The sequence below is a fragment of the Nocardia abscessus genome (genome assembly GCF_015477775.1).
Classification (GTDB): domain Bacteria; phylum Actinomycetota; class Actinomycetes; order Mycobacteriales; family Mycobacteriaceae; genus Nocardia; species Nocardia abscessus_A.
Genome location: NZ_JADLQO010000024.1, coordinates 45,087 through 68,834 on the forward strand (window position 1 = coordinate 45,087; position 23,748 = coordinate 68,834).

Here is a 23,748-nt window from a genome sequence, read left to right on the forward strand (position 1 = left end):
CCAGCCGCGGTCGTCGGCGACCGCGGACGGTCCGGTTTGCTCTGTCCGCGCCTGGGTAGCTCGCCGGGTATGAGCTTTTTACTACGCGGAGTCGTCTCACCGTGGTGGCTCGAAGCGCCGACCTCCGTCGCGGCGGAGATGGCCCGCGCGGGTGTGGAGAAGGCCGTCGATCTGGGGACCAAAGCGGCGCAGGCGCCGGTGCAGGTGGTGGCGGCGGGCGCGCGAGCGGGCGCGGCGCTGCTGAATCTGCGCCGCGACGAGGAATTGCGCGACGAACTGGCGGCACTGGTCGATCCGCACGCACTGCGTTCCCGCCGCCGAGTCGCGCTCTACGAGGACCGCGCCACGGTCGAGGTCCGGGGCCTGGACTCCGGCAAGAGCGGCGATGTGACGCAGGCGCTGCACCGCACTCTGGACAAGCGCCGCGACGTGCGCTGGTGGCGGGTCAACGCGGTGACCGGCCGGGTCGTGGCGGCGCTCGCGCACGGCGCGGCCGACCTGCCCGCCCTGGTCGCGGCCATCGAGTCCGTCGAGGCCGACACCGCGGTGGGCGACCTGGACTGGAGCCGCGGCTGCGAGCATCCCGGGGATCGGGAACCGCTGCTGGCGGCCGGAATCCAGGTCGCGGGCGACGTGTGCGCGATCGGACTGTCCACGGTGAGTGCGGTGCTGCCGCTGCGCGCGCCCGCCCGGGTCTTGCGCGCGGCGGCCGCCTTCGTCGACACCCAGCCCCGACTGCGTAAACGGCTCGAGGAACAGCTCGGCCGTCCACGGACCGACCTGGTGCTGACCACCGCCAACGCCATCGGCAACGCCCTGGGCAACAGCGCCGCAGCGGGGACAGCGAACCTGCTGGTCGACGCGGTGCATCGCGGTTTCACCCTGACCGAGTCGCTGACCAGATACGCGCAGTGGCGCAACTGGGAGGCCGAGATCGACCGCCGCCCCCCGGAAGTGTGCGAACCGCTGACGCCGCCCACCCGCATCGTGGAGATGCCGCAGGGGCCGATCGAACGGGTCGCCGACGAAACGGCCGCGGGCGCGCTCGCGGGCGCGGTCACCTCGGTGCTCGGCGGCCGTGGCCTGCTGGGCGCGGCCGACGCGTTGGAGCTCGGCGCGCCCAAGGCGGCGCGGGCGAGCCGGGAGGCCTACGGCGCCATCGTCTCGACGGTGCTGGGCCGGGCGGGAGTGCTGACGATCCACCCGCGGGTCTGGCGGCGACTGGATCGATTGTCGGCGCTGATCATCGACGGAGAAGCGCTGCTGACCTCGCGCCGGGTGGTGCTGAAAGCCGAAACGACCGACGAGAGATGGTCGGTCGCCGAGGTGTGGAGCGCGAGCCAGCGCCTGCTGTGGGATCAGGAAACCGCCGAAGGCACAGACGGCGACTCGCGGCCCAACGGCCTGGCCCGGTCGTCCGACGGCCACCGGCGGCTGGCGCATCCCGCGACCGGCAAGGTCGATCAGGGCGTGACCCGCCGCCCGGTATGGCGGGAACTGCACGACGACGGGACACCGGTCGGGCGGGTGCTGGTCGGACGCGAACTCGACCGGCGAGCACACGCCGTCCTGGGCCGGGCCCGCAGCGCAGGACTGCGCATCACCCTCGTCGCGGGCGAGGACGCCGCCGAGTTGCGGTCGCTGGCGGACGAATGCGTCTCCCCGTCGCGGTCGCTGAGCAAACTGGTGCGCACCTTGCAGCAGGACGGTCACGTCGTCGCCGTGCTGAGTCCGCGCGCGCACAAGGCACTGGCGTTCGCCGATGTGGCCATCGGGCTCGCCATCCGGGAGGACAACGCACTCCAGATGCCGTGGACCGCCGACGCGGTCTGCCGCGACCTCGGGCAGGCGCACCGCGTACTGGCCGCCGTGGCCCCGGCGCGTCAGGTGAGCGAACGCGGCCGCTCGCTGGCCCTGTCGGCGGCCGCGCTGGGCGGGCTGCTGCTGGCCGTCGCGCCGGGCAGCGCGGGCAGGTCCTCACCCATGACCGCGGCCCACTACACCGGTCTGCTCAGCGGCGCCTACACCGGATGGCGTTCGGCACGGACGCCGCCACCGGCCACGCTCGCCCCGCTGCTGCCCTGGCACGCCCTCGAACCCGACGAGGTGCTGGGCCGGTTGCCCGAGCCCGTCGCGCTGGACGAGCGAGACCAGCCCAGCGCCGCTGCCCGCATTCCCGGGGCGAACGTCATCGCCTCGGCGGTGTCGTTCGCGGGCCAACTGCGCCGCGAACTGGCCGATCCGCTGACCCCGATCCTGGGGGTCGGCGCGGTCGCCACCGCCGTGCTCGGCGCGCCGTCGGACGCGGTGCTGCTGTCGTCGGTGCTCGCGGTCAACGCGCTGGTCTCCGCCTGGCAGCGCCAGCGCGCCGAGGACGCGCTGCACCGTCTGTTCGAGCGCGAACAGCTCACCGCCCGGGTGATCGATCGCGCCGAACTCGACGCGGGCGAACCGGACGAGCGCCAGGTGCCGGCGAATCTGCTGACGCTCGGCGACGTGATCGTGCTGCGCGCCGGGGACGTGGTCCCCGCCGACGCGCGGCTGCTGCGCGCCGACGACCTCGAGATGGACGAATCCGGGCTCACCGGTGAGTCGATCACCGTCGAGAAGGAGGTTCCCGCCACTCCGGGCGCGTCGGTGGCCGACCGCTCCTGCATGGTCTTCGACGGCAGCACCGTGGTCAACGGCACCGGCCGGGCCATCGTCGTGGCCGTCGGCTCCGACACCCAGGCAGGCCGCGCCGCCGCCGGGGCCATCCCGCCGGAGAAAGGCGGGGTGCAAGCGCAATTGCGCCGCTTGACCGACCGCGCCCTGCCGCTGACCCTGTCCGGCGGCGGTGTCGTGACCGGGCTGGGCATGCTGCGTGGCAGGCCGCTGCGGACCGCGATCGCCGACGGTGTGGCGGTCGCGGTGGCCGCGGTGCCCGAAGGGCTGCCGCTGGTGGCCACCGTGGCTCAGCTCGCCGCCGCCCGCAGGCTCTCCCGCCACGGTGTACTGGTGCGCGCCAGCCGCACCGTCGAGGCGCTGGGCCGGGTGGACACCCTGTGCTTCGACAAGACCGGCACCCTCACCGAGGGGCGGCTGCGCCTGACCACGCTGGCCGGCCTGGACGAGCAGTGGTCCCCGGACGCGGACTCCGAGGACGCTCACCGGCTCCTGCGGGCCGCGGCCCGCGCCTGCCCCGATCCCGCCGAGGGACCGGTCGTGCACGCCACCGACCGCGCGGTGCTGGAGGCCGCGGACGAGGAGCTCGGTGACGACGTCCGCCACTGGGACCCCATCGAGGAGATCCCCTTCGAATCCAACCGCGGCTACGCCGCCACGCTCGGGCACACCGCCAACAAGCTGCGGCTGATCGTGAAGGGAGCGCCCGAGGTCGTGCTGTCGCGCTGCACGAAGGTGCGGTCGAACGACACCGACCATCCTCTGGACGACCGGGTGCGCGAGCGCGCCGAAAAGGCGGTCCGCGACCTCGCCCAGCAGGGACTGCGGGTGCTGGTGGTGGCCCGCCGCGACCTGCGCACCGAACCCGACGATGTCGAGGCGGCGGTCGTCGAACTCACCCTGCTCGGCTTCCTCGGACTCGCCGACGCTCCCCGCCCGCAGACGTTGCCGCTGGTCACCGCGTTGCAGCGCAACGGGATCAGCGTGCGCATGATCACCGGCGACCACCCGGTGACCGCGGCGGCGGTGGCCCGCCAGCTCGGCATCGAGGCGGGGGAGGTGGTGACCGGCGCGGATCTGGACGGCCTCGACGAGACCGCTCAGGCGGAGCTGATCGAACACGGCACGGTCTTCGCCCGCGTCGATCCGGAACAGAAGGTGCGCATCGTCGCGGCGCTGCGCCGCGCCGGTCACGTCGTCGGCATGACCGGCGACGGCAGCAACGACGCGGCCGCGATCCGCACCGCCGACGTCGGAATCGGTTTGGCCGCACAGGGTTCGATCGCCGCCCGCAACGCCGCCGACATGGTGCTCACCCGCCCCGACCCCCTGGTGCTGCTGCACGCCCTCGTCGAAGGGCGCGGTATGTGGCAACGGGTCACCGACGCCGTCGGCGTGCTGGTCGGCGGCAACGCGGGCGAAGTGGCGTTCACCCTGTACGGCACCGCCGTCAGCGGCCAGGCGCCGCTGGGCACCAGGCAGTTCCTGCTGGTGAACATGCTCACCGACATGTTCCCGGCGATGGCGCTGGCACTGTCGCGGGACGGGGACGCGGTCGATCCCGACGACACCGACGATCCGCAGTCCCAGGCGCAGCGGGCGGCCGAACGGCTCGCCGAACTCCCGCGGGCGCATCTGGGCACGGACCTGCTGCACACCCTCGGCGTCCGCGGCGTGGCCACCGCCACCAGCGCGTCGGTCGCGTGGACCCTCGGTCGCATGACCGGCACGCAGCGCCGCGCGGCCACCATCGGCTTGGTCGCGCTCATCGGTACGCAACTCGGCCAGACGCTGGTCTCCGGCTACCGCAGCCCGCTGGTGTGGATCACCACGGCCGCGAGCGGCGCGGTGCTCGGCGCGGTGGTGATGACGCCGGGGCTGTGCACCTATTTCGGTTGCCGCCCGCTGGATCCGATCGGGTGGGGGATCGCGACCACATGCTCGGTGACCGCCACCGCGGCCGCGGCGCTGCTTCCCGGGTTGCTGTCCCAGCCGACCACCGCCTAGGCGCGGCGGACCGCTGATTGGGGTCCGACCGCCCGGGTACCCGCCTGGCGACGGACCCTGCCACCGGCACACGGACAGGAGGAACCCGATGGCCCAACAGGTCGGCGACTATGTGGTGCAGCGTCTGCGGGAATGGGGTGTCGAGCAGGTCTTCGGCTATCCCGGTGACGGGATCAACGGCCTGATCGCCGCTTTCGGCCGCGCGGACGACAAGCCGGCGTTCATCCAAGCCCGCCACGAGGAGATGTCGGCGTTCCAGGCCACCGGATACGCCAAGTTCAGCGGCAAGGTGGGCGTGTGCACCGCGACCTCGGGACCGGGGGCGATCCATCTGCTCAACGGTTTGTACGACGCGAAGCTCGACCACGTTCCGGTGGTGGCGATCGTCGGGCAGACCGCGCGCAGCGCGATGGGCGGCAGCTACCAGCAGGAAGTCGATCTGCAGAGCCTGTTCAAGGACGTCGCGTCCGACTACCTGGTCGAGGTGAACGTGGCGGACCAGTTGCCCAACGCCCTGGACCGCGCCTTCCGGATCGCGGCGGCGCGCCGGGCCCCGACCGCGGTGATCCTGCCGTCGGATCTGCAGGAGGAGCAGTACCGGCCACCGCAGCACGCCTTCAAGCAGGTGCCGTCGAGCCCGCCCGGATCGTCCTGGGCGCGAGTGATTCCCGCGCACGAGGACATCCGGCGCGCGGCGGAGGTGCTCGACGCCGGATCGAAGGTCGCGATCCTGATCGGGCAGGGCGCCCGCTCGGCCGCCGACGAAGTCGTCGAACTCGCCGAGCGCACCGGCGCGGGCGTGGCGAAGGCGCTGCTGGGCAAGGACGTCCTGTCCGACGATCTGCCTTTCGTCACCGGCGCGATCGGATTGCTCGGCAGCAGGCCCAGTTACGAGCTCATGCGCGACTGCGACACCTTGCTGATCGTCGGATCGAACTTCCCCTACAGCCAGTTCCTGCCCGAGTTCGGGCAGGCGCGCGCGGTGCAGATCGATATCGACGGCACCATGATCGGCATGCGGTACCCGACCGAGGTGAACCTGGTCGGCGACGCGAGATCCACCTTGGCCGAACTGATTCCGCTGGTACGGCGCAAAGACGACCGCGCATGGCGGGAACGCATCGAGAAGAACGTCGCCCGCTGGTGGCAGACCGTCGAACGCCAATGCCTGCTGGACGCCGAACCGGTCAACCCCATGCGGGTGGTCTGGGAGCTGTCCGAGCGCATCCCCGACGACGCCATCGTCACCGCGGATTCCGGGTCCTCCACCAACTGGTATGCCCGCTGTCTGCGCATGCGCGGCCGGATGCGCGGGTCGCTGTCGGGCACACTGGCCACCATGGGCCCCGGCGTGCCCTACGCCATCGGAGCGAAGTTCGCCCACCCGGACCGTCCGGTGATCGCGCTGGTCGGCGACGGTGCCATGCAGATGAACGGCCTGGCCGAACTGCTCACCATCGCCCGGTACCGCCCGCGCTGGAGCGACCCGCGCCTGGTCGTGTGCGTCTTCCACAACAACGATCTCAACCAGGTCACCTGGGAGCTGCGCGCCATGGGCGGCGCCCCGAAATTCGAGGAATCGCAATCCCTGCCCGACGTCTCCTACGCCGAGTTCGCGCGTACCGCGGGCCTGACGGGGATCACCGTGCGGACACCCGAGGAGCTCGGACCGGCCTGGGACCGCGCCCTGCACGCCGACGGCCCGGTGGTGCTGGACGTGCACTGCGACCCCGACGTGCCGCCCATTCCGCCGCACGCGACCTGGGACCAGATGAAGGACACCGCCGAAGCCGTGTTGCGCGGCGACCCGGACGCGTGGCACCTCATCGCGCAGGGCGCGAAAACCAAAGTCCAAGAGTTCATTCCGTAGCGACAGAAACGAGTGTGCGATGACCGATCAGGATGTCGTCGAACTGCTGACCGCCCAGCACGAGGAGATCTTCGCGCTGCTGGCGCAACTGAAGGCGGGCAACGGCACGAAACAGGAGTTGTTCACCGAGCTGGTGCGGTTGCTGGCCGTGCACGAAAGCGCCGAGGAGGAGGTCGTGCATCCGGTCGCCGGGCGCGCCCGCTTCGGCGCCGACGCCGAGATCGTGCAACCGCGGCTGGAGGAGGAGAACGCCGCCAAACGCGCCCTGGCCGACCTGTACGACCTCGGGGTGGATCATCCCGATTTCGACGCCGAACTCGCGAAGTTCGCCGACGCGGTGGCCGAGCACGCCGCGCACGAAGAGACCGAAGAGTTCACTCTGCTGCGCGCGCAGTTCTCGACCAATCAGTTGCGGCGGATGGCGGGTTCGGTGCGCGCCGCCGAGGCCGTGGCGCCCACCCGCCCGCACCCGCACGCGGGGGAGTCCGCGGCCGCGAACCTCCTGGCCGGACCGCCGTTGGCGCTGTTCGACCGGGCCCGCGACGCGGTGCGCGACTGGCGGCAGAAACAGGACACGTGAACCCACGTAACCCCGAAGCGGAGAAGGAGGAGCCCGACATGGGGTTTCCCGAGCAGCAGCAGAAAGTTCCCGGTATCCAGGCCAGGATGACCCCGGTGCCGGACTGTGGCGAGGACAGCTACCGCGGGTCCGGCAAATTGACCGGCAAGGCAGCGGTCGTCACCGGCGCCGACAGCGGCATCGGCCGGGCGGTGGCGATCGCCTACGCGCGCGAAGGCGCGGACGTGCTGATCTCCTACCTCGACGAGGACGAGGACGCGAAGGAAGTCGCCGACCTGGTGACGGCGGCGGGCCGCAAAGCGGTACTCGTGCCCGGCGACCTGTCCGAGGCCGCCCACTGCCGCGCCGTGATCGATCGGGCGGTGCGGGAATTCGGCAAAGTCGACGTCCTGGTGAGCAACGCGGCCTTCCAGATGACGCACGAGACTCTGGAGGAGATCAGCGACGAGGAATTCGAGCACACCGTCAAACTGAACATCAACGCCTACTTCTACCTGGTGAAGGCGGCGCTGCCGCACATGCCACCCGGGTCGTCGATCATCGGCAGCTCCTCGGTGAACTCCGACATGCCCTCGCCCACCCTGGCGCCGTACGCGGCGACCAAAGCCGCCATCGCCAACTTCTCCGCCAGCCTGGCGCAATTGCTGGGTGAGCGGGGAATCCGGGTCAACAGCGTCGCGCCGGGGCCGATCTGGACGCCCTTGATCCCCTCCACCATGCCCGTCGAGAAGGTCACCCACTTCGGTGACGACACACCGCTGGGCCGTGCCGGCCAGCCCGCCGAACTGGCCTCCACCTACGTCCTGCTGGCCTCCGACGACGGCAGCTACATCTCCGGCGCCCGCATCGCAGTCACCGGCGGCCGGCCGATTCTGTGACCTTCCGGGCACGATCGCCCGCGCGGTCGGCCGTTGTCCGATCGGCCGACCGTCAGCGGGGGCGGGTCACAGCATCGACACCACGATGCCGACCGCCGCGGCGACGAACAGCAGGATCACCACCGCCACGACGAGCATCGCCATGATCCCGGTGACCGGGAAATGGTGTCTGGTGCTCGGCTCCGGCGCCGACAGCCCAGAGGTCTGGGGCGTGTCCGGCGGGGTAGCGCCCGGCGGCACCCCGCCGCCCGGTTCCAGGTCAGGGGTTTTCGCCGGATCGGGATCCATCGCGCTCATAGCCGCTCCCTACTCGCCGTCGTTTCCCGGTACCTCGGGTGCGCCGGGCCGCTTGCCGGTCCTCTTGCGATACAGGATCACCGCGCCGACCAGCACCGCGAGTGCGAGAATCACCAACAGTTCCATGGCAGGGGCCTACCCGGTATCCGCGAGCCCAATCGGCGTGGCGTCCCCGGAGGGCTGCCCTCACTTCCGGGCGATGATGTAGTGACCGACGGTCTCCTGAAACGCGACCGCGTCGGCGATCGCCGCGTCGTCCGGGACGGGGCTGCCGGTCGGGACGACGATCAGCTTGTCGTCATCGTCGTAGCGGCGGTGGATGATCCCGACGCACAGTCCGCGCGCCCAGGGCATCGGTTCGGGCGGTCCGAGATAGTAGCCGTCGAGTTCCTCGCCATCGGGGGCGCGGGTGAGCGGAACGTAGCCGTAGTTGAGCAGGTACCGGAATCCGCACCGCGGGTGACGGCTGCCGTAGGGACGGTCGACGACGAGATGCACTGTCCGGCCGAGGAACAGGCGCGCCAGGCGCAGCGACTCGGAGTCCTCTGGCTCCACCAGGTCGGGCATCGTCCCAGGCTACGGCGTCGTCGATCGCGCAGGCACCGGCGCGACGGATTGGACCGGGATCACCGGGGCGATCCGTGCGTGCGACTCGGGGACGAGCGATCGGGCCGCGCTCCGGTGGCGAGGCGATGCACTTTTCTGCGGGCGACGAGTTCGATGGTGACCGCCACAGCGCAGGACTGTGCCAGCAGCAACCCGGTCAGCACCATGACCTGGACCGCGGCGGCCTGTGCCGCCGAACCGGTCGCGAGCAGAACGCCGACGAAGGCCCCCGGCAGGGTCACCAGCCCCACCGTGCGGGTCTGGTCGACACCCGGTAGCAGCGCGTCGGCGGCCGTGGGCCGGATGATCTCCAGGCGCGCGTCGCGCTCGCTGAATCCGAGACCCAGCGCGGCTTCGACTTCGCCCCACCGCTGCTCGATCGTGTCCAGGGCGCGCCGCGCCGCGAGCGAGGTCGCCGTCATGGTGCCACCGAGAACGATGCCGCCGATCGGCACCAGCGCCACACCGGTGCGCGGCACGACGCCGCTGAGCAGCAGCAGCGGCAGCACCACACCGGGGCCCGCGCCCAGCGCCGAGGTCAGCCAGAGCGCCGAGCGCCCCGCGCGGGCGCGCCGCGCCGCGGTCGCCGCCGCCGCGCCGAACATCACCGCCAGCACCAGGAAAGACGACCACAGCTGCGCCAGCGCGGCGGTCAGGATCAATGCCACCGCCGCGAGCTGAGCCGCGCCCCGCGCGGCCGCACGCGGCGCCACCGACACCCGCCCCAGCCCGGCAATCCGGTACACCGCCGCCGCGCCCAACACCATGACCGTGCACAGCACCACCAACCCCGCCCCGGGCGTTATGGCCGTCGTCATCCGAGCACTCTCTCACGCCCGCACACGTGCCCGTGCTGGCTGCGCAAGGGGAGTTCCATCGGCCGGTCGATTCGCGCAAGCCGGGGGCATTGCGTGCGGGCGCGGGCTGGAGGAAGGTGAGTTATGTCCGGTGGCGCCACCGGGGCGCCACCCTGAGCAGGGCGGGAGGTGGCCCGTGTACGCACGTTCCAGCACAATTGCGGCCCAGGCGTCGTCGATCGATGACGGGACCGCATACCTCCGTGATGAAGTGATGCCGAATCTGCCCGAGATCCAGGGGTGGGTCGGAATGTCCTTGATGACCGATCGGTCGACCGGACGCTGCATCGCCACGACGTCGTGGGAGTCCGAGCAGGCACTGCACGCCAGCAGAGGCCGGGTTCAGCAGCTGCGCGAGGGCCTGGCCAGGCAGCTCGGCGGCCGGGTGGAACGGGTCGAGGAATGGGAGATCGCGGTGATGCACCGGGATCATCCCTCGGGTGAGAATGCCTGCGCCCGGTGCTCGTGGGTGCAGGTCGATCCGAGCCAGCTCGACCGGCTGGCCGAGACGTTCAAGTCGGAAGTGCTGCCCCAGACGGAGATGCTCGACGGATTCTGCAGCGCGAGCCTGTTGATCGACCGGGAAAGCGGCCGCGCGGTAGGCGCGACCGTATGGGAATCCCGGGCGGCGATGGACGGCAGCCGCGAACAGACCAATCGGATCAGGGCACAGGCGACCCAGCGGGTGGGTGCCAACGTGCTCGAAGTAGGAGAGTTCGACCTGTCGTTCGCGCACCTGCGCGTTCCCGAGATGGCGTGAGATCACGCGACATCCGGCCGGAAGACGGGCTTCCGGCCGGATGCCTCGCTGCCACGACCCGAGCGGTTCGGCCCGGGTACGGATGTCGATTACCCGAGAGGTAATCGCCCTGCCGTACGTGCTGTTCGTAGGATCGGGGCGTGACTACCCCAACGGCCGGTGACCTGCTGCGGCACTGGCGTCTGGAACGCAGACTGAGCCAACTGGAGCTGGCCGGGCGGGCCGATACCTCGGCGCGGCACCTGAGTTTCATCGAGACCGGACGAGCCACACCGAGCCGGACCATGATCGTGCACCTGTCCGAGCATTTGGAGATCCCGTTGCGCGAACGCAACCGCGTGCTGCTGGCCGCGGGCTATGCCCCCGCCTACGCGCAACCCGGACTGGACACCCCCGCCATGGACGCCGTCCGCGGGGCCATGCGCCAGATCCTCGCCGGGCACGAGCCCTACCCGGCGCTGGCCATCGACCAGAACTGGACGATGATCGACGCCAACAGCGGTGTGGCCGTGCTCATCGCGGGCATCGACCCGGCGCTGACCAGGCCGCCGGTGAACGCGCTGCGGCTGAGTCTGCACCCCGACGGCATGGCCGGCCGCATCCGCAACCTCGCCGAGTGGCGCGGCCACATCTTCGCCCGCCTGGCGCGCCAGGCCGAGGTGACCGGATCCCGGGATCTGGCCGACCTGCTCGAGGAGCTGCGGTCCTACCCGGGAGGCGAGGTGGAGCTCGCGGTTCCCGAACCCGACCAGGCGGTGGTCCCGCTGCGGATCGAACACGACGGCGACGAGCTGTCGTTGCTCAGCGTCACGACGGTATTCGGCACCCCGATGAACGTCACCGTCGCCGAACTGGCCATCGAGTCGTTCTTCCCCGCCGACGAGGACACCATGAAGCGGCTCACCGCGGGCGCCCGGTGAGCCGCGCCGCCCAGCTGTCCGCACTGCTGGACCTGCCCGTGCGCGCGGTCACCGATCTGGGCGCGCGCCATGCGTGGACGCTGCACCGCGCCGAATTGGCCGACGCCCGAACCGTCTTCGTGAAGGCCTCGGCCACGCCGACGTCCGTCTTCACGGCCGAAGCGGCGGGTCTGACCTGGCTGCGAAGCACGGAGACCGGCCCGCGCGGTGACGGTGTCGGCACGCTGCTGCCGCAGGTGCTCGCCGCAGACGATCGGATGCTGGTGCTGCCGTGGCTGGAGGAAACCGCACCCACCCCCGCTGCCGCCGAGCGACTCGGCCGCGAACTCGCCGCGCTGCACGCCGGTGGCTGCGCCCGGTTCGGTGCGCCGTGGGAAGGCTGGATCGCGAGCCTGCCGCTGCCCAACACCCCGACGGACGGACCGTGGTCGCAGTGGTACGCCGAATATCGTCTCGCGCCCTATCTTCCCTCCGCCGCCGCGCATCTCGGCGCCGACGGAACCCGCCTGGTCGAGCGCGTCATCGACCGCATCGATGACCTGGCCGGGCCCGCCGAACCCCCGGCGCGCATCCACGGCGACCTGTGGTCGGGCAACATCCTGTGGACCGCGCAGCGGGCGATGCTCATCGACCCCGCCGCGCACGCGGGCCACCGCGAGACCGACCTGGCCATGCTCGCTCTCTTCGGCGCCCCGCACCTGGACCGCATCCGCGCGGCCTACCACGAGACCCATCCGCTCGCCGAGGGCTGGCGCATCCGCACGCCGCTGCACCAGTTGCATCCGCTGCTGGTGCACGTCGTGCTGTTCGGCTCGGGCTACCGCGCGCAGACCCTCGCCGCGGCCGGTGCGGCGCTGACGTCCTGACCGGACCCGCCTGTCACCCGTCGACCCGCGCGATGACCTTCTCCGCGAAACGGGACAGGTTGGCGATCTTCGTCTCCAGCGGCTCGGTGTCCTGCTCGGTGGTGTAGGGCAGCCGGAACCCGACGATCACGTCGGTGACGCCTTTGTCCTCGAGGCGCTTGACGCCGTCCACGGTGAAGCCGTCCAGCGAGATGACATGCACCTCGAAGTCCTTGCGGGTGCCGTACTCCGCGCGCAGTGCGTCCAGTTCGGCCAGCAGCCGGTCGAGTTCGGCGCCGTCGCCACCGGCGTGCATCCACCCGTCGCCGCGCTGGGCGGCCCGGCGCAACGCAGGCTTGCTGTGGCCACCGATCAGGATCGGCACCGGTTCGGTCGGCACCGGGCTGATCTTGATCGGCGGAATGTCGTAGAACTGCCCGTGGTACTCGAAGTAACCGCCCGCCGAGAGACCGCGCACGATATCGATGCATTCGTCCATCCGCGCACCACGCTTGTCGAACGGCACCCCCATGATCTCGAAATCGTCCGGCCACGGGCTGATGCCGACGCCGAGACCGAACCGGTTGCCGCTCAACGCGGCCACCGAGGCGGCCTGTTTGGCCACCAGCACCGGAGGCCGGATCGGCAGCTTCAGCACGAACGGGGTGAAACGCAGGGTGGTGGTGACCGCCGCCATCGCCGCACTGAGCACGAACGCCTCGATGAACGGCTTGTCCTCCAGGAACTCCCGGTTACCGTCGGGGGTGTAAGGGTACTTCGCGTCGGATTCCTTCGGATACGCCACGCTGTCGGCGACGGCCATGGAGGTGTAGCCGGCCTCCTCGGCGGCCTTGGCGAGAGCGAGGTAGTACGACGGATCGGTCATCGTCTCGGCGTAGGTGAAGCGCATAGTGCTCGCCTTCCTGGCGCGTCGTGCGCGCCGCGCGGGTCCCGGCGCCGGTGCCCGCGGACCGGGCCGTCGCCGAGACGTGAGGGGAACTGCCGCAGGCGGATCCGAGCGGCCTCGATGACGTCGAAGCCACCCGAGAGGTCACCGCCTACTGCCATGGGTTGGTGAAGCCTTCCGGAATCAAGTGGTCGAACACGGCTTTCATCTCCCGCGACAGCCGCATCAGTTCGATGTGCGACCCGATCGGCCCGCCGTCGAGGTAGGCGAACTCCATCCCGATGCCTTCGAACCTGCCGCGCGCGACGACCTCGATGCCCGCCGCGGCGGCCTCGGCGAGTGCGGCGTCGTAGTCGCCGGGCACCCAGGCGGCGTGATGCAGCCCGGGGCCGAGACGGTCGAGATGCTCGGCGTACAGGCTCAGCCCGCCACGCGGCTCGATCAGTTCCAGCTGCTGGCCGCCCGCGTAGCCCAGCGCCACGCTGATCGTGTAATCGGCCGGCGCGCCACGCAGTTCGGCGATCTCGGGCCCGAAGTGGACATCCGGGATGGTGAACCACTCGCCGACCCCGTACCGGGTGGTGAACGTCTCGCACGCCGCGGCCAGATCCCGCACCACCCAGCACAGTTGAAAGATCGGCCCGCTCGCGATCATCGGCGTCCTCCGACGCGGCCCACCAGGCTCGGACACCACCGGTAGGCGGCGACCACCGCCTTGTTGTAGTGCGGAAACACGATGTACGGCTTGTTCTTCCGCATCCCACGCAGAATGTGCGCCGCCGCCCGTTCCGAGCTGATCATCCCGATCGGCATCCGGCGCACAGGTCCGCGAAAGGAATACCCGGGCAGGTCGATGCCGGAATCGACGATGTCGGTCGCGACCCCTCCGGGCACCGCCACGCTCACCCTCACCCCCGCCGCGGCCGCCTCGACCCGCAGCGCGGTGCTCAGCCCCACCACCGCATGCTCGGTCATCGCGTAGGCAGCCGAGGGCGACACCGGTGTCAGTCCCGCGATGGACGCCATATTGACGATGTGACCGGATCCCTGCGTGCGCATCAGCGGGTAGGCGTGGCGCGTCCCGTGCACCACACCCCACAGGTTCACGTCCACGATCCGCTGCCACTGCGGCAACGGCATGTGCTCGACGGCGCCGCCGAGGCGGATACCGGCGTTGTTGAACAGAAAGTCGATGCGTCCCAGCTCGGCGACGGCACTGTGGATGAGGCGGCGCACCTGCTCGTCGTCGGAGACGTCGATGACCTGTGTGTGGATCGCGGTATCGGCGGCCAGGCCGACCAGCCCGGCGGCATCGCTGTCGGCGGCCACGACCGCGACGCCCCGCGCGGCCAGCAGGCGGCACAGCGCGGCGCCGAGACCGGACGCGGCACCGGTGACCACCGCCACATTATCCACGACGTTTAATTAAGCATCTGTGTTTAACATCGTCAATACTCGTATTTAGTACAGTGCGAATATGCCGAGCGCCGATTCGCGCACCGCCTTGCTCGACGCCGGGGAACGCCTCATCGCCGAACGCGGCGTCTACGTTCCGCTGCGCGACATCGCCGCGGCGGCGGGTCAGCGCAACAACTCCGCCGTGCACTACTACTTCGACTCGCGCACCGGGCTGATCGAGGCCATCGTCGAGCGGCGGATGAACTGGCTCGAACACCGGCGCATGCAGTTGCTGGCCGCCCACGAGGCCGCGGGCGGCGCCAACGACCTGCCCACCCTCGTCGCCATGCTCGCCACGCCGATCCTGGAACTGCTCGGCCACGACGGGGTGACCCATCTGGGGCGGTTCCTGGAAGTCGTGCGCACCCATCCCGTGGTCGCAGATGCCCGACGCCTCGCGGGAGCCGACCGGGCGGCGGTCCGGATCATCGCCACCCGCCTCGACGCCGCGCTCGCCCTGCCGGGACGTCTGCGCAGGCAGCGCCTGGAAGCCATGACCACCGTCATGCTCGCGCTGATCGCCGACTACGAGCGCACCCTGGAATCGGGCGTCCGCACCGCCCGCCCCGGCGACGACGCGGAGATCGTGGACATGATCGTCGCCATGCTCACCGTGCCCCTCCGCGAGCACACAACCTCCGCGCCGGGACGCTGAAACCCTGCACGGCGCTCCGTCGTGACGCGACATCTCACGACCGCCCGTGGCCGGCGACGCGGCGCCGGCGGCGAATCCTCACCCCGACGTCCGGGGCCTCCCGGAACCGTATCCCGGCGCGGTGAGCGGCCGATTACCCTGGGGGGAGGCGGTTTCCGGGAATCTGCGGTGGAGCCGATCGATGTAGCGGCGCACAGCGCACAATTCGGTGTGCAGCTCGTGCCGTGCGGCGTCGCCGCGATAGCCGAATCCGAGCTCGCGCGCCAGCGTCTGGGCGCGGACGGTCAGCAACTCCAAGAAGACCCGGGCCTGGGCGAGGTCGGCGTCTTGTTCCATGCGGTGGGCCGATCTGTCGTTCGATTCGTTGTCGGTCGCCCAGTGCTCCCGTGCCGCGGTCCTCGGCCGATCGAGCAAACATGATGCTAGCCGAGCCGCCGCCCCAGGGGTGCCGAAATGGGACTGTCCCTTGGCTATCGGCCGGCGACCGGGGCGACCAGCGGCACGAACCGGGGCGGGCAGACAGTCCGGCGGCCTGCCCACCGCCGACGCGTATCGTGATCGTATGGGCGTCATCGGGGAGCTGTTTCCGGGCAAGAAGCTGACCCATGAGGGCAGCGAGGACAGCGACGGGCAAACCCACACGCCGCGGTTCGACATCGACCTCGACACCGGAGTCGTGCGAGTGCCGCGCGCGGACCGCCCCACAGCCGAGGAACGCGCCAGCGAACGGCCGGAGCCGACATAGGACCTCGAAGCTCGGCCTTCGGACCCGGCTCGGCGCCCGCTATTCGGCTCGGGCGGAAAACATCTCGCTGATCGCAACCCATGACGGAGTCGGCACGCGTCGGTAGCGTCGCCGCAATGGGCCATGCTGGAAGGCGGCGGCGACCGCTGAAGACCGTCACGGGAGTCAGCGGTGCGGTGAGCGTCTACGCCGCGGCCATCGATCCCACCGTCACCACGGTCGCGTCATCGATCGAGGTCGCGAAAATCGCCGAACGGCACAAGTTCGACGCTCTCTTCGCCGCCGACCTGCTGAGCTTCGGCGCGCAAGGCGCGATCGGCGCGCAGGAACCCCTGATCTTCCTCTCCGCGCTGAGCGCCGTGACCTCGCACGTCGGGCTCATCGCGACGGTGACCACCACCTTCCACCACCCCTACAACCTCGCGCGGTTGTTCGGCACACTCGACCACATCAGTAACGGGCGCGCGGCATGGAACGCGGTGACCTCCTCGGTAGGGGAGGAGAACTACGGCGATCAGGAACTGCCGAGCCCCGAAGAACGCTACGCACGCGCCACCGAATCCCTCGAAGTGGTCAACGCCCTGTTCGACAGCTGGCAGCCGGGCGCTCTGACCTCCGACGGACGCGGCGGCGCGACCCTGGACGCGAGCAGGGTCCGCCCGATCGATTACACGGGGCAGTACTTCACCGTGCGCGGGCCGCTGAACATCCCGCCGCTGCCGCAGCGCAGGCCGGTCCAGTTCCAGGCCGGGCAGTCGGCCGGCGGCATCGAATTGGGCGCGCGGTTCGCCGAGGTCGTGTTCACCTCGCTGCCCACGCTGGAAGACGCGGTGACCTACACCAAGCGCATCCGCGCCCGCGCCGGGGAACTCGGCCGCGCCGAGGGCCTGCCCTTGATCATGAGCTCGTTCCACGCCACCTACGGCGCGACCGAAGCCGAGGCCCGGCGCCTGGCGCGGGAACAGGCGGAGGCGACCGACTTCGAGGCGGGACGCGCCGCACTGGCCGACATGCTCGGCGGCGGCGTCGACCTGTCCGGCCTGCCGCTGGACAAGCCGCTACCGCAAACCCTGCTGCCCGACGTGACCGCGGTACACCGCAGGCGCGGGCGCGTGGAGATATTCAGCAACTTCGCGCGCTCGGGAAAGACGCTGCGCGAACTGATCATCGCCGCCAAGGACACCGGCCACTGGGCCGCCGTCGGAACTCCCGAACAGCTCGCCGACTCGATCGAAGAACGCTACGACGCGGGCGTTCTGGATGTGATCTCGCTCGGCGGGCTCGCCGACGACCGCACCCGTGACTTCGTCGTCAACGGGCTGCTGCCGGAACTGCGCCGCCGCGGCATCGTCGGTACCGACTACGTCGGCGCCACCTTCCGCGAGAACCTCGAACTTCCCCCGCTACCGAGCTGACCGGAACCACTGCGTGCGCATCCTGAAAACCTATGCCAGAGCCTTCGTCACCGACCTCGACACCGCCCTGCCGATCTACGAACGGCTGGTCGGAGCACCGGCGGATCTGCGGTTCGGCTTCGAGAACGCCGAACTCGCCGCCGTCGGGGACTTCCTGCTCATCGCGGGCGAGCCGGAAGACGTCGAGAAGTACCGGAACACCGTCGGCCCGATCGTCGTCGATGATCTCGACGCACTCCTGAGGACGGTGACCGAGTACGGCGCGCAGCTCGTCGCCGGACCGTTCACCAGCGCCACCGGAACGTTCGTCTACGTCCGTCACGCCGACGGGGCACAGCTGGAATACGTGCAGTGGTCAGCCGAAACCCTTGCGCGCGTGCGCGGGCTGGACGAGCCGCCGACCGCTAGCGGGTGAGCACCGGCGTCCTCGAAGGGTGCGCGGTGGCGTCGTGCTGCGGTGGGTTCGTGTTCCGCACCCACGTGACGTTGGCGACCAGATCGTCGTCGAAGACGAGTTCGTCCCACAGCAGCTGGTCGGTCTCCCGTGTCGGTCGCTGCGCCGGGCGCGGTGCCTCGGTGGCCGCCGCCGGGGCCTGCTCCTGCTCGGCGGGCAGCGGCGTCACCAGCCACGACAGCGCTCGCATCGGACTCAGACCGTAGCGACGGCTGCCCTGCCCGACGGCGACCACCGCGGCCGCGGCGGTCATCACGCCGACGACCGCAGCCACGGGCGTCAGCCCGGCACCGGCCATCCGGCGCTCACCCGACCCGGACGTCGCCGCCTCGTCGAGCACCCGGTGCAGCAACCCCGCACCGAAACCTTCGCCCTGGTCGATCAGGACCCGCAATTCCGGCGCCCTGGCATCCAGGTACAGCAACCCGCACAGCACCAGAATCGCCACGGCCACACTGGAACCCATCACGAGATGGGCAAGCGCACGGGAACGCGACCGCGCCTGCGCCAGCACGGCGAACACGGTGACCACCATCGCGGCGGCGGCCAGCAGACCCCAGGCTCCGCTGATGTTCACATCACGGAACTTCGACACCGAGTACTCGTCGAAACCCTCGGTGAAACCCTCGATCCGGCCGAACGCGTTCGAGCGCGCCTCGCCACCCGCCCCCGACGCCGAAAGCCACGGCTGGAACAGCAGGACGAACGCGACCAGGCTCGTGGCCGCGGCGTACAGAAAGCCCCAGTCCAAACCCCGTGGCGGTGTCGCGCCGTGTGCCGGGTGACCGGAGCCGCGGCTCCCACGGTGTCGCGCTTCGGATGCCTGCCAGGGGGTGTTTTGTACCATTGCTCCGGTTTCGCCGGTGCCGCGTGAAATTCGCTGCCGCCCAACGCAATAACAGTGAAATTGCCCCGGAGGTCGAAAACGCGACACATGAATGAGGTGTAATTCGATACGGGCGCCATCGACCATCGACGAAATTCACCGTAAGCACCGCCGCGACCGGGGGCAAGCGTGATCGATCTCCCACCCATCGCCGCAGCTCCAGCGGCATACCAGCCGAAAGTGACCCAACCGATGAGTAACATTTCGCCCACCGCGTTGGCCTCGGCCTTTGCCGTTTCACCGCACCATCGCCGAACCGGGCCACCGCCAATTGCTGTGACACGCTTAACATGTGCGCATTGGGACCTCGGTCACAAATCTCCGCCACAAAAGTGCACCCGGCCCTCGATATTGCCGAATCCAAGCCGCGCAGCCGGATTTTCGACGCTCCCTCGGCGGATCAGTCCCTCCGCCCGGGCGCGAGCAAATCCGGTACCAGATCGAACACCACCGCGCGCGTGACGTGCGCCTGCGCGATCACCGCCTGCGACGACTCCGCTTCGGACGACACCGGCATAGCGCGCACACCCGTCCCCAGCTCCGGAAGCCGCATTCGGCAAGACCTTCCGGACCGGCGCACGCGCCAGGGGCGCAACCCCGCTGCTCAGCGCCCCGCCGACGCGCGCGCGTCGACAACGACACGGGCGATCTCCGCCAGACTCTCGTCCGAAACCTCCACCGCGCCCTCTGCATCGACCAGCACCGCGGTCGGATAGATGTCGCGCAGCAGATCCGGACCGCCCGTCGCGGTATCGTCGTCAGCCGCATCGAACAGCGCCTCCACCGCCAGACGCAGCGCCCCTTGCGCATCGATATCGCGGCGATAGGTCTTCTTCAACGACGACTCCGCGAACACCGACCCCGACCCGACAGCGGTGTAACCGAAACGCTCCTCGTGCCGGCTACCCACCGCGTCGTAGGACACGATCCGCCCCGCCCGCCGCGGATCCGCGGCATCCAGGTCATAACCGACCAACAGCGGAACCACCGCCATACCCTGCAGCGCCGCAGGCAGATTGGCACGCACCATCGCCGACAACTTCGTGGCCTTGCCGTCGAACGTGAGCGCAGCCCCCTCGATCTTCTCGTAGTGCTCGAGCTCCACCGCGAACAACCGGATCATCTCCAACGCCGTTCCCACCGTGCCCGCGAAACCGGCCGCCGAATACGTATCGGTGACGAAGACCTTCTGCATATCCCGCGTCGCCACCAGATTCGCCATCGTGCCCCGGCGATCACCGGCCACCAGCACACCACCGCGATAACTGATCGCAACGATCGTCGTCCCGTGCGGAGCCGCACCACCACCGGCGCCGAAGCCCTGGTCGGGCAACAACTGCGGCGCGTAACGGCGCAGATACTCCGAGAAGGACGCCGCCGGGTACTGCAAGCCGAGCGGCAGGTAACTGTCGGTCGTCATGAATCACCTTTCCGGGCGGAGCGTGCACCACCCGCGAACGACATGATCTCCCGCCGACGTTACCGGAACACCCACCTCGCGGTACCCCGCTCAGGCTGGACCATCCCCGGTACAGGTCTCCGGTGCGTCGATCTGAACGCAGGGCACCGGAGCCCGCGTCGGCTGATATCCGGGCCGCACGCCACCCGCGCGAATCAACTCCGCATAGGCGTCGACCGCATCCGTCGGGCGTCGCCTCAACATCGGATCGGTCAGCACGTCCACCGTGTAGAGCCCGAACCGCGGCGCGTAGGAACCCCACTCGTAATTGTCGGTCAGACTCCAGTAGTTGTAGCCGATGACGTTCATCCCGTCCGCCTTCGCCCGCTGCAGCCAATACACCGTGTCCCGCAGGTGATCGGCCCGGGTATAGCCGTCCGGCCGAACCTGCCCGTTCTCCGTCGGAAGACCGTTCTCCACGACATACAGCGGACGATCCGGGAACTGACGCGCGTAATGCCGCAACGCGTAGTAGATACCCTCCGGATGCACCGGCAACTCCCACATCGCAGGACCACCCTCCGCACCGCCCTGCGCCGACTCCCCGGTCTGCGGCAGCGGAGCGAAATAGTAGTCGACCCCGATGAAGTCCAACTTCGCCGAGATCCGGTCCACGATCGGCTGATTGACCTCCGTCTCCGCACCCGCCACATAGCCCAGATTGCTCGTCACCTGCGCACCCGGCCGAGCGCGATGGATGACGTCGTAGATCACGTTGTGCGCCTGCGCGATGTGCTCCAACATCACCGGCGCCTCCTCGACACTGATCCCACCGGTGCGCAACTCGGTACCGACATACGCGGCAGGCTCGTTGAACGTCACCCACAACGGATCACGCGAGGAATACCGGTGCACCACCTTGCGCATGTTCGCCAGCCAATCCTCCACCATGCCCGGATTACGCCACCCGCCACGGTCCAACGCCCACCCCGGATACACCCAATGGTCCAAAGTCAGCATCGGCCGCATCCCCGCCGCGAGAATCCGGGCGATCACGTTGTCGTAGAACCCGAACGCCGCCTCGTCCCACGCATGTGGCGCGGGCTGCAACCGCGCCCACTCGATACCCACCCGGTAGACCCGCACACCCAGACGCGCAGCCAGCTCGACATCACCGATGTAGTGGCGCGCGAAATCCACCGAATCGCGATACGGATCCGCCGTCGCGCCCGACTCGATATAACGCGACCAGTTGCTGTCGGGCGCATGCCCTTCGGACTGAAACCCCGACGACGACACACCCCACAGAAAGTCCGCACCGAACGCAGGCAACTCCCGGCTCGGCTGAGCAGCGGAAACACCCGAAGTCATCAGCATCGCCGCAGCGGCCGACAGCGCGGCGAACCCGCGCCGCCCAGTGCGTATACGCATCGCCGTAGCGTAACTGTCAGATTGCTGGCCTTCCTGGCAGCAGTCCGCGTGTCGCCGGTCGCACCACCGTCACGATTCCGCTCTCACTCCGCCCGCGCCCGCCGCGCCAACTCCACCGTCGCCGCCCGCAACTGCTCGACCCCATCGAGCCGCGCCGCATACCCCACCCTCGTGCGCGCCACACCCCGCGGCGTCACCACCCGCAAATCCAAGCCGTAACGGTCGGCACGCTCACAACTCGCCTCCGTGGCGTCGGGATATCCACCCAGCCGCCGCGCCATACCCAGCAACGCGTCGGCGTGATCGTCGTTGAGATGCGCCACCGCCCGAGCCGTAACCGGCAACACCGGATCCGGCTCCGCCGCCGCATACTCCTGCGCGCTCGCCGAATCCATCCGCCCATACCCACCCACCCAGCGCACCCGCCGCACCCGCAACACCCACAACGAGAAATCGCTGTAATCGATATACATCCGCCCCGCCGCGACCGCCGCCAGATACGCCTCCCGCGCCGCCACCGCCTCCGCACCCACCGGACGCTCCACCACCCCCGCCAGCGTGACCCTGGCACCCGCCAACGGATCCGCAGGCGGATCCGGCGCCACCACCGCCACACTCGCCCGACCGTCCGCGGCCAGATTGCGCCCGTGCTCGGCCAGCCGCGACACACACAACACCGGCTGCCCCTCCAGCAACCCGTACGTCACCAGCGACGCCCACGGCGAACCATCCTCGGCGAGACTGGCCAACGTCGCGGTATTCGACGCCGCCGCAACCGTTCTCGCCTCCTCCGCCGCCGACGGACGAGCCGGATGCAGCACCGGCGCGAGCGGCGGCGGCACCGAGGGCCCGTCGCCGGGATCACCATGATCGACAGTCATGCCCCCATCCTGCCAGCGCGTCCCCACGAAACGCCGCACCTCATCACACCTGCGCATCAATTGGCCGAGCGCAGACGCCGCCGATCGACCAGACTGGCCAAGGTGACCAGATACGCATTCGATGCCGACCGCGCCGCCCTCGTCGCCACCTGGGCGACCGGACGAGGCGACCTCGCCCAGACGGTGGCCACCCTGCCCCCGCAGGTGACCACGGACCAGGCAACCGATCTGGCGTCGAACCTCACCACCCTCTCGCGCTTCCAATGGCGCACCTACACCCACCCCGCCAGCGCCGCGGGCGACCCCGACGTCCCCAACAGCGAAGCATGGCGCCGCGCCGAGGAACGCCGGAACTTCAAAGAGGTCGAAGCCGGCCTGCGCAGCCCCAACCTGCCCACCGACGAAGGACTGCTCGTCTCCTACAGCGGCGTCGTCGAATCCGCCCACCGCATCGGACGCACCCTGCACGACATCGACGACGACACCCTGCGCGACACCGTCGCCGCCGAGGTCCGCACCGAACAGGAAGCCATCGAATCCGCCGAACGCGGCGACCTCTCCGGTCGCGCCCGCCAAGCCGTCGAACTGTCCCGCCCCGACGTCTCCCCGGCCCAGGTCCACGCCGCGGACGCACTCCTGCGCACCGACCCGCTCGGCAGCATCGAACTGTTCACCGAACTCGACCCCGCCTCCGCCTCCGTCGCCGCCGCGCACTGGCTCTACGCCGCCGCCGAAGTCGCCGGAGAAGCCGCCAACGTACCCACCACCGACGTCGTCGCCGAAGCCGACGAGATCGAGGCACTCCAAGTCGAGACACCCACCCTCGTACTCGAACGCCTCGCCGCGGGCGACACCCCGACCGAAGTCGTCCTCGACCTGATCGCCGAAGCGATGGCCGTGCACGAAGGCCGCGTCCCCGCACCATGGACCCTCGTCGCCCGCGTCGCCGAAATGGAAGCGCAAGCCCACCGATTCGGCGTCGACGCCGACACCCGCGAGGCCATGCTCACCGGCTTCCGCATCAGCCGCCTCGACCCCGCCCGCCCCGCCCTCGACCTCCTGGAAGACCTCCTCGACGGCATCCGCGGCTGCCTGCTGCTCTACGCGGCCCACACCGACCACGACGATGCCGAAAGCCGCTTCGCCGAAGACGTCCGCCTCGAAGCCGACGCCGACCCCGAAGACCTCCTCTGAGCCCACGGGCGGGACACGGCCACGCCCTGTCCCGCCCGC

At 70.0% G+C, this 23,748-nt stretch carries 24 protein-coding genes; 12 read left to right on the top strand and 12 right to left on the bottom strand.

The features are described 5' to 3' along the window. The first annotated feature begins 69 nt into the window (after positions 1 to 69). The 4 genes from IU450_RS36475 (at position 70) to IU450_RS36490 (ending at position 7,999) form a co-directional block, all read left to right on the top strand. Complete coding sequence (locus IU450_RS36475; protein ID WP_195154271.1) at positions 70 to 4,671, top strand: cation-translocating P-type ATPase; 4,602 nt, start codon at positions 70 to 72, stop codon at positions 4,669 to 4,671. Between the two features lie 88 nt (positions 4,672 to 4,759). After that, positions 4,760 to 6,541: a thiamine pyrophosphate-requiring protein gene (locus tag IU450_RS36480; RefSeq protein ID WP_195154272.1), complete on the top strand. Its 1,782-nt coding sequence runs from the start codon at positions 4,760 to 4,762 to the stop codon at positions 6,539 to 6,541. A 19-nt stretch (positions 6,542 to 6,560) separates the two neighbouring features. Further along, complete coding sequence (locus IU450_RS36485; RefSeq protein WP_195154273.1) at positions 6,561 to 7,121, top strand: hemerythrin domain-containing protein; 561 nt, start codon at positions 6,561 to 6,563, stop codon at positions 7,119 to 7,121. Between the two features lie 38 nt (positions 7,122 to 7,159). Then, a complete protein-coding gene (locus IU450_RS36490) occupies positions 7,160 to 7,999 on the top strand; it encodes an SDR family oxidoreductase (RefSeq protein ID WP_195154274.1) in 840 nt (279 codons plus the stop codon). Positions 8,000 to 8,065: 66 nt separating this feature from the next. Here IU450_RS36490 and IU450_RS36495 read toward each other — a convergent pair whose 3' ends face one another. From IU450_RS36495 to IU450_RS36505, 3 genes are all read right to left on the bottom strand, one after another. Further along, positions 8,066 to 8,296 (bottom strand): DUF6480 family protein, encoded by a 231-nt coding sequence (locus IU450_RS36495; RefSeq protein ID WP_195154275.1) that lies wholly within the window; start codon positions 8,294 to 8,296, stop codon positions 8,066 to 8,068. A gap of 186 nt (positions 8,297 to 8,482) precedes the next feature. After that, a complete protein-coding gene (locus tag IU450_RS36500; RefSeq protein WP_195154276.1) occupies positions 8,483 to 8,863 on the bottom strand; it encodes an inorganic diphosphatase in 381 nt (126 codons plus the stop codon). A 59-nt stretch (positions 8,864 to 8,922) separates the two neighbouring features. Next, the gene (locus tag IU450_RS36505) at positions 8,923 to 9,720 is read right to left on the bottom strand and encodes an ABC transporter permease (protein ID WP_195154277.1); all 798 of its coding nucleotides are present in this window, start codon (positions 9,718 to 9,720) and stop codon (positions 8,923 to 8,925) included. Positions 9,721 to 9,895: 175 nt separating this feature from the next. Between IU450_RS36505 and IU450_RS36510 the strand changes: the two genes are divergently transcribed. The 3 genes from IU450_RS36510 to IU450_RS36520 all read left to right on the top strand — a co-directional run bounded on the left by IU450_RS36510 (position 9,896) and on the right by IU450_RS36520 (position 12,305). Then, positions 9,896 to 10,519, top strand: coding sequence for a hypothetical protein (locus IU450_RS36510; protein ID WP_195154278.1), 624 nt, complete (start codon positions 9,896 to 9,898; stop codon positions 10,517 to 10,519). Between the two features lie 140 nt (positions 10,520 to 10,659). Further along, positions 10,660 to 11,439, top strand: coding sequence for a helix-turn-helix domain-containing protein (locus IU450_RS36515; RefSeq protein WP_195154279.1), 780 nt, complete (start codon positions 10,660 to 10,662; stop codon positions 11,437 to 11,439). Beyond that, positions 11,436 to 12,305, top strand: a complete 870-nt coding sequence (locus IU450_RS36520) for a fructosamine kinase family protein (RefSeq protein ID WP_195154280.1) — start codon at positions 11,436 to 11,438, stop codon at positions 12,303 to 12,305. The genes IU450_RS36515 and IU450_RS36520 overlap by 4 nt, the downstream gene beginning before the upstream one ends. Positions 12,306 to 12,318: 13 nt before the next feature. Here the strand turns inward: IU450_RS36520 and IU450_RS36525 are convergent, their stop codons facing one another. The 3 genes from IU450_RS36525 to IU450_RS36535 form a co-directional block, all read right to left on the bottom strand. Further along, the gene (locus IU450_RS36525; protein ID WP_195154281.1) at positions 12,319 to 13,194 is read right to left on the bottom strand and encodes a TIGR03619 family F420-dependent LLM class oxidoreductase; all 876 of its coding nucleotides are present in this window, start codon (positions 13,192 to 13,194) and stop codon (positions 12,319 to 12,321) included. A 148-nt stretch (positions 13,195 to 13,342) separates the two neighbouring features. Then, the gene (locus tag IU450_RS36530; RefSeq protein WP_195154282.1) at positions 13,343 to 13,846 is read right to left on the bottom strand and encodes a VOC family protein; all 504 of its coding nucleotides are present in this window, start codon (positions 13,844 to 13,846) and stop codon (positions 13,343 to 13,345) included. Next, positions 13,843 to 14,592, bottom strand: coding sequence for an SDR family NAD(P)-dependent oxidoreductase (locus IU450_RS36535; protein ID WP_195154283.1), 750 nt, complete (start codon positions 14,590 to 14,592; stop codon positions 13,843 to 13,845). Before IU450_RS36535 ends, IU450_RS36530 begins: the two co-directional genes overlap by 4 nt. 76 nt (positions 14,593 to 14,668) lie before the next feature. Here IU450_RS36535 and IU450_RS36540 point away from each other — a divergent pair, with 76 nt between their 5' ends. Next, positions 14,669 to 15,304 (top strand): TetR/AcrR family transcriptional regulator, encoded by a 636-nt coding sequence (locus IU450_RS36540; RefSeq protein WP_195154284.1) that lies wholly within the window; start codon positions 14,669 to 14,671, stop codon positions 15,302 to 15,304. Between the two features lie 78 nt (positions 15,305 to 15,382). On the opposite strand, the gene IU450_RS36545 is transcribed toward IU450_RS36540, so the two are convergent. After that, positions 15,383 to 15,640 (bottom strand): hypothetical protein, encoded by a 258-nt coding sequence (locus IU450_RS36545; protein ID WP_195154285.1) that lies wholly within the window; start codon positions 15,638 to 15,640, stop codon positions 15,383 to 15,385. A gap of 226 nt (positions 15,641 to 15,866) precedes the next feature. Between IU450_RS36545 and IU450_RS36550 the strand changes: the two genes are divergently transcribed. From IU450_RS36550 to IU450_RS36560, 3 genes are all read left to right on the top strand, one after another. Continuing rightward, complete coding sequence (locus tag IU450_RS36550) at positions 15,867 to 16,049, top strand: hypothetical protein (protein WP_195154286.1); 183 nt, start codon at positions 15,867 to 15,869, stop codon at positions 16,047 to 16,049. Positions 16,050 to 16,165: 116 nt separating this feature from the next. After that, entirely contained in the window at positions 16,166 to 17,464 is a 1,299-nt protein-coding gene (locus IU450_RS36555; protein WP_195154287.1) for an NtaA/DmoA family FMN-dependent monooxygenase, read from the top strand. A 13-nt stretch (positions 17,465 to 17,477) separates the two neighbouring features. Continuing rightward, positions 17,478 to 17,879: a VOC family protein gene (locus tag IU450_RS36560; RefSeq protein ID WP_195154288.1), complete on the top strand. Its 402-nt coding sequence runs from the start codon at positions 17,478 to 17,480 to the stop codon at positions 17,877 to 17,879. On the opposite strand, the gene IU450_RS36565 is transcribed toward IU450_RS36560, so the two are convergent. The 5 genes from IU450_RS36565 to IU450_RS36585 all read right to left on the bottom strand — a co-directional run bounded on the left by IU450_RS36565 (position 17,869) and on the right by IU450_RS36585 (position 22,515). After that, a complete protein-coding gene (locus tag IU450_RS36565) occupies positions 17,869 to 18,669 on the bottom strand; it encodes a hypothetical protein (RefSeq protein WP_195154289.1) in 801 nt (266 codons plus the stop codon). The genes IU450_RS36560 and IU450_RS36565 overlap by 11 nt on opposite strands. 535 nt (positions 18,670 to 19,204) lie before the next feature. Beyond that, on the bottom strand, positions 19,205 to 19,357 hold the full coding sequence (locus tag IU450_RS36570; protein WP_195154290.1) for a hypothetical protein: 153 nt from the start codon (positions 19,355 to 19,357) through the stop codon (positions 19,205 to 19,207). A gap of 51 nt (positions 19,358 to 19,408) precedes the next feature. After that, complete coding sequence (prcB, locus tag IU450_RS36575; RefSeq protein ID WP_195154291.1) at positions 19,409 to 20,224, bottom strand: proteasome subunit beta; 816 nt, start codon at positions 20,222 to 20,224, stop codon at positions 19,409 to 19,411. A 90-nt stretch (positions 20,225 to 20,314) separates the two neighbouring features. Further along, positions 20,315 to 21,634, bottom strand: a complete 1,320-nt coding sequence (locus IU450_RS36580; RefSeq protein ID WP_195154292.1) for a family 1 glycosylhydrolase — start codon at positions 21,632 to 21,634, stop codon at positions 20,315 to 20,317. 83 nt (positions 21,635 to 21,717) lie between these two features. Continuing rightward, on the bottom strand, positions 21,718 to 22,515 hold the full coding sequence (locus IU450_RS36585) for a HugZ family protein (protein ID WP_195154293.1): 798 nt from the start codon (positions 22,513 to 22,515) through the stop codon (positions 21,718 to 21,720). 102 nt (positions 22,516 to 22,617) lie between these two features. Between IU450_RS36585 and IU450_RS36590 the strand changes: the two genes are divergently transcribed. Beyond that, the gene (locus IU450_RS36590; RefSeq protein WP_195154294.1) at positions 22,618 to 23,709 is read left to right on the top strand and encodes a hypothetical protein; all 1,092 of its coding nucleotides are present in this window, start codon (positions 22,618 to 22,620) and stop codon (positions 23,707 to 23,709) included. The last annotated feature ends 39 nt before the right edge of the window (positions 23,710 to 23,748 follow it).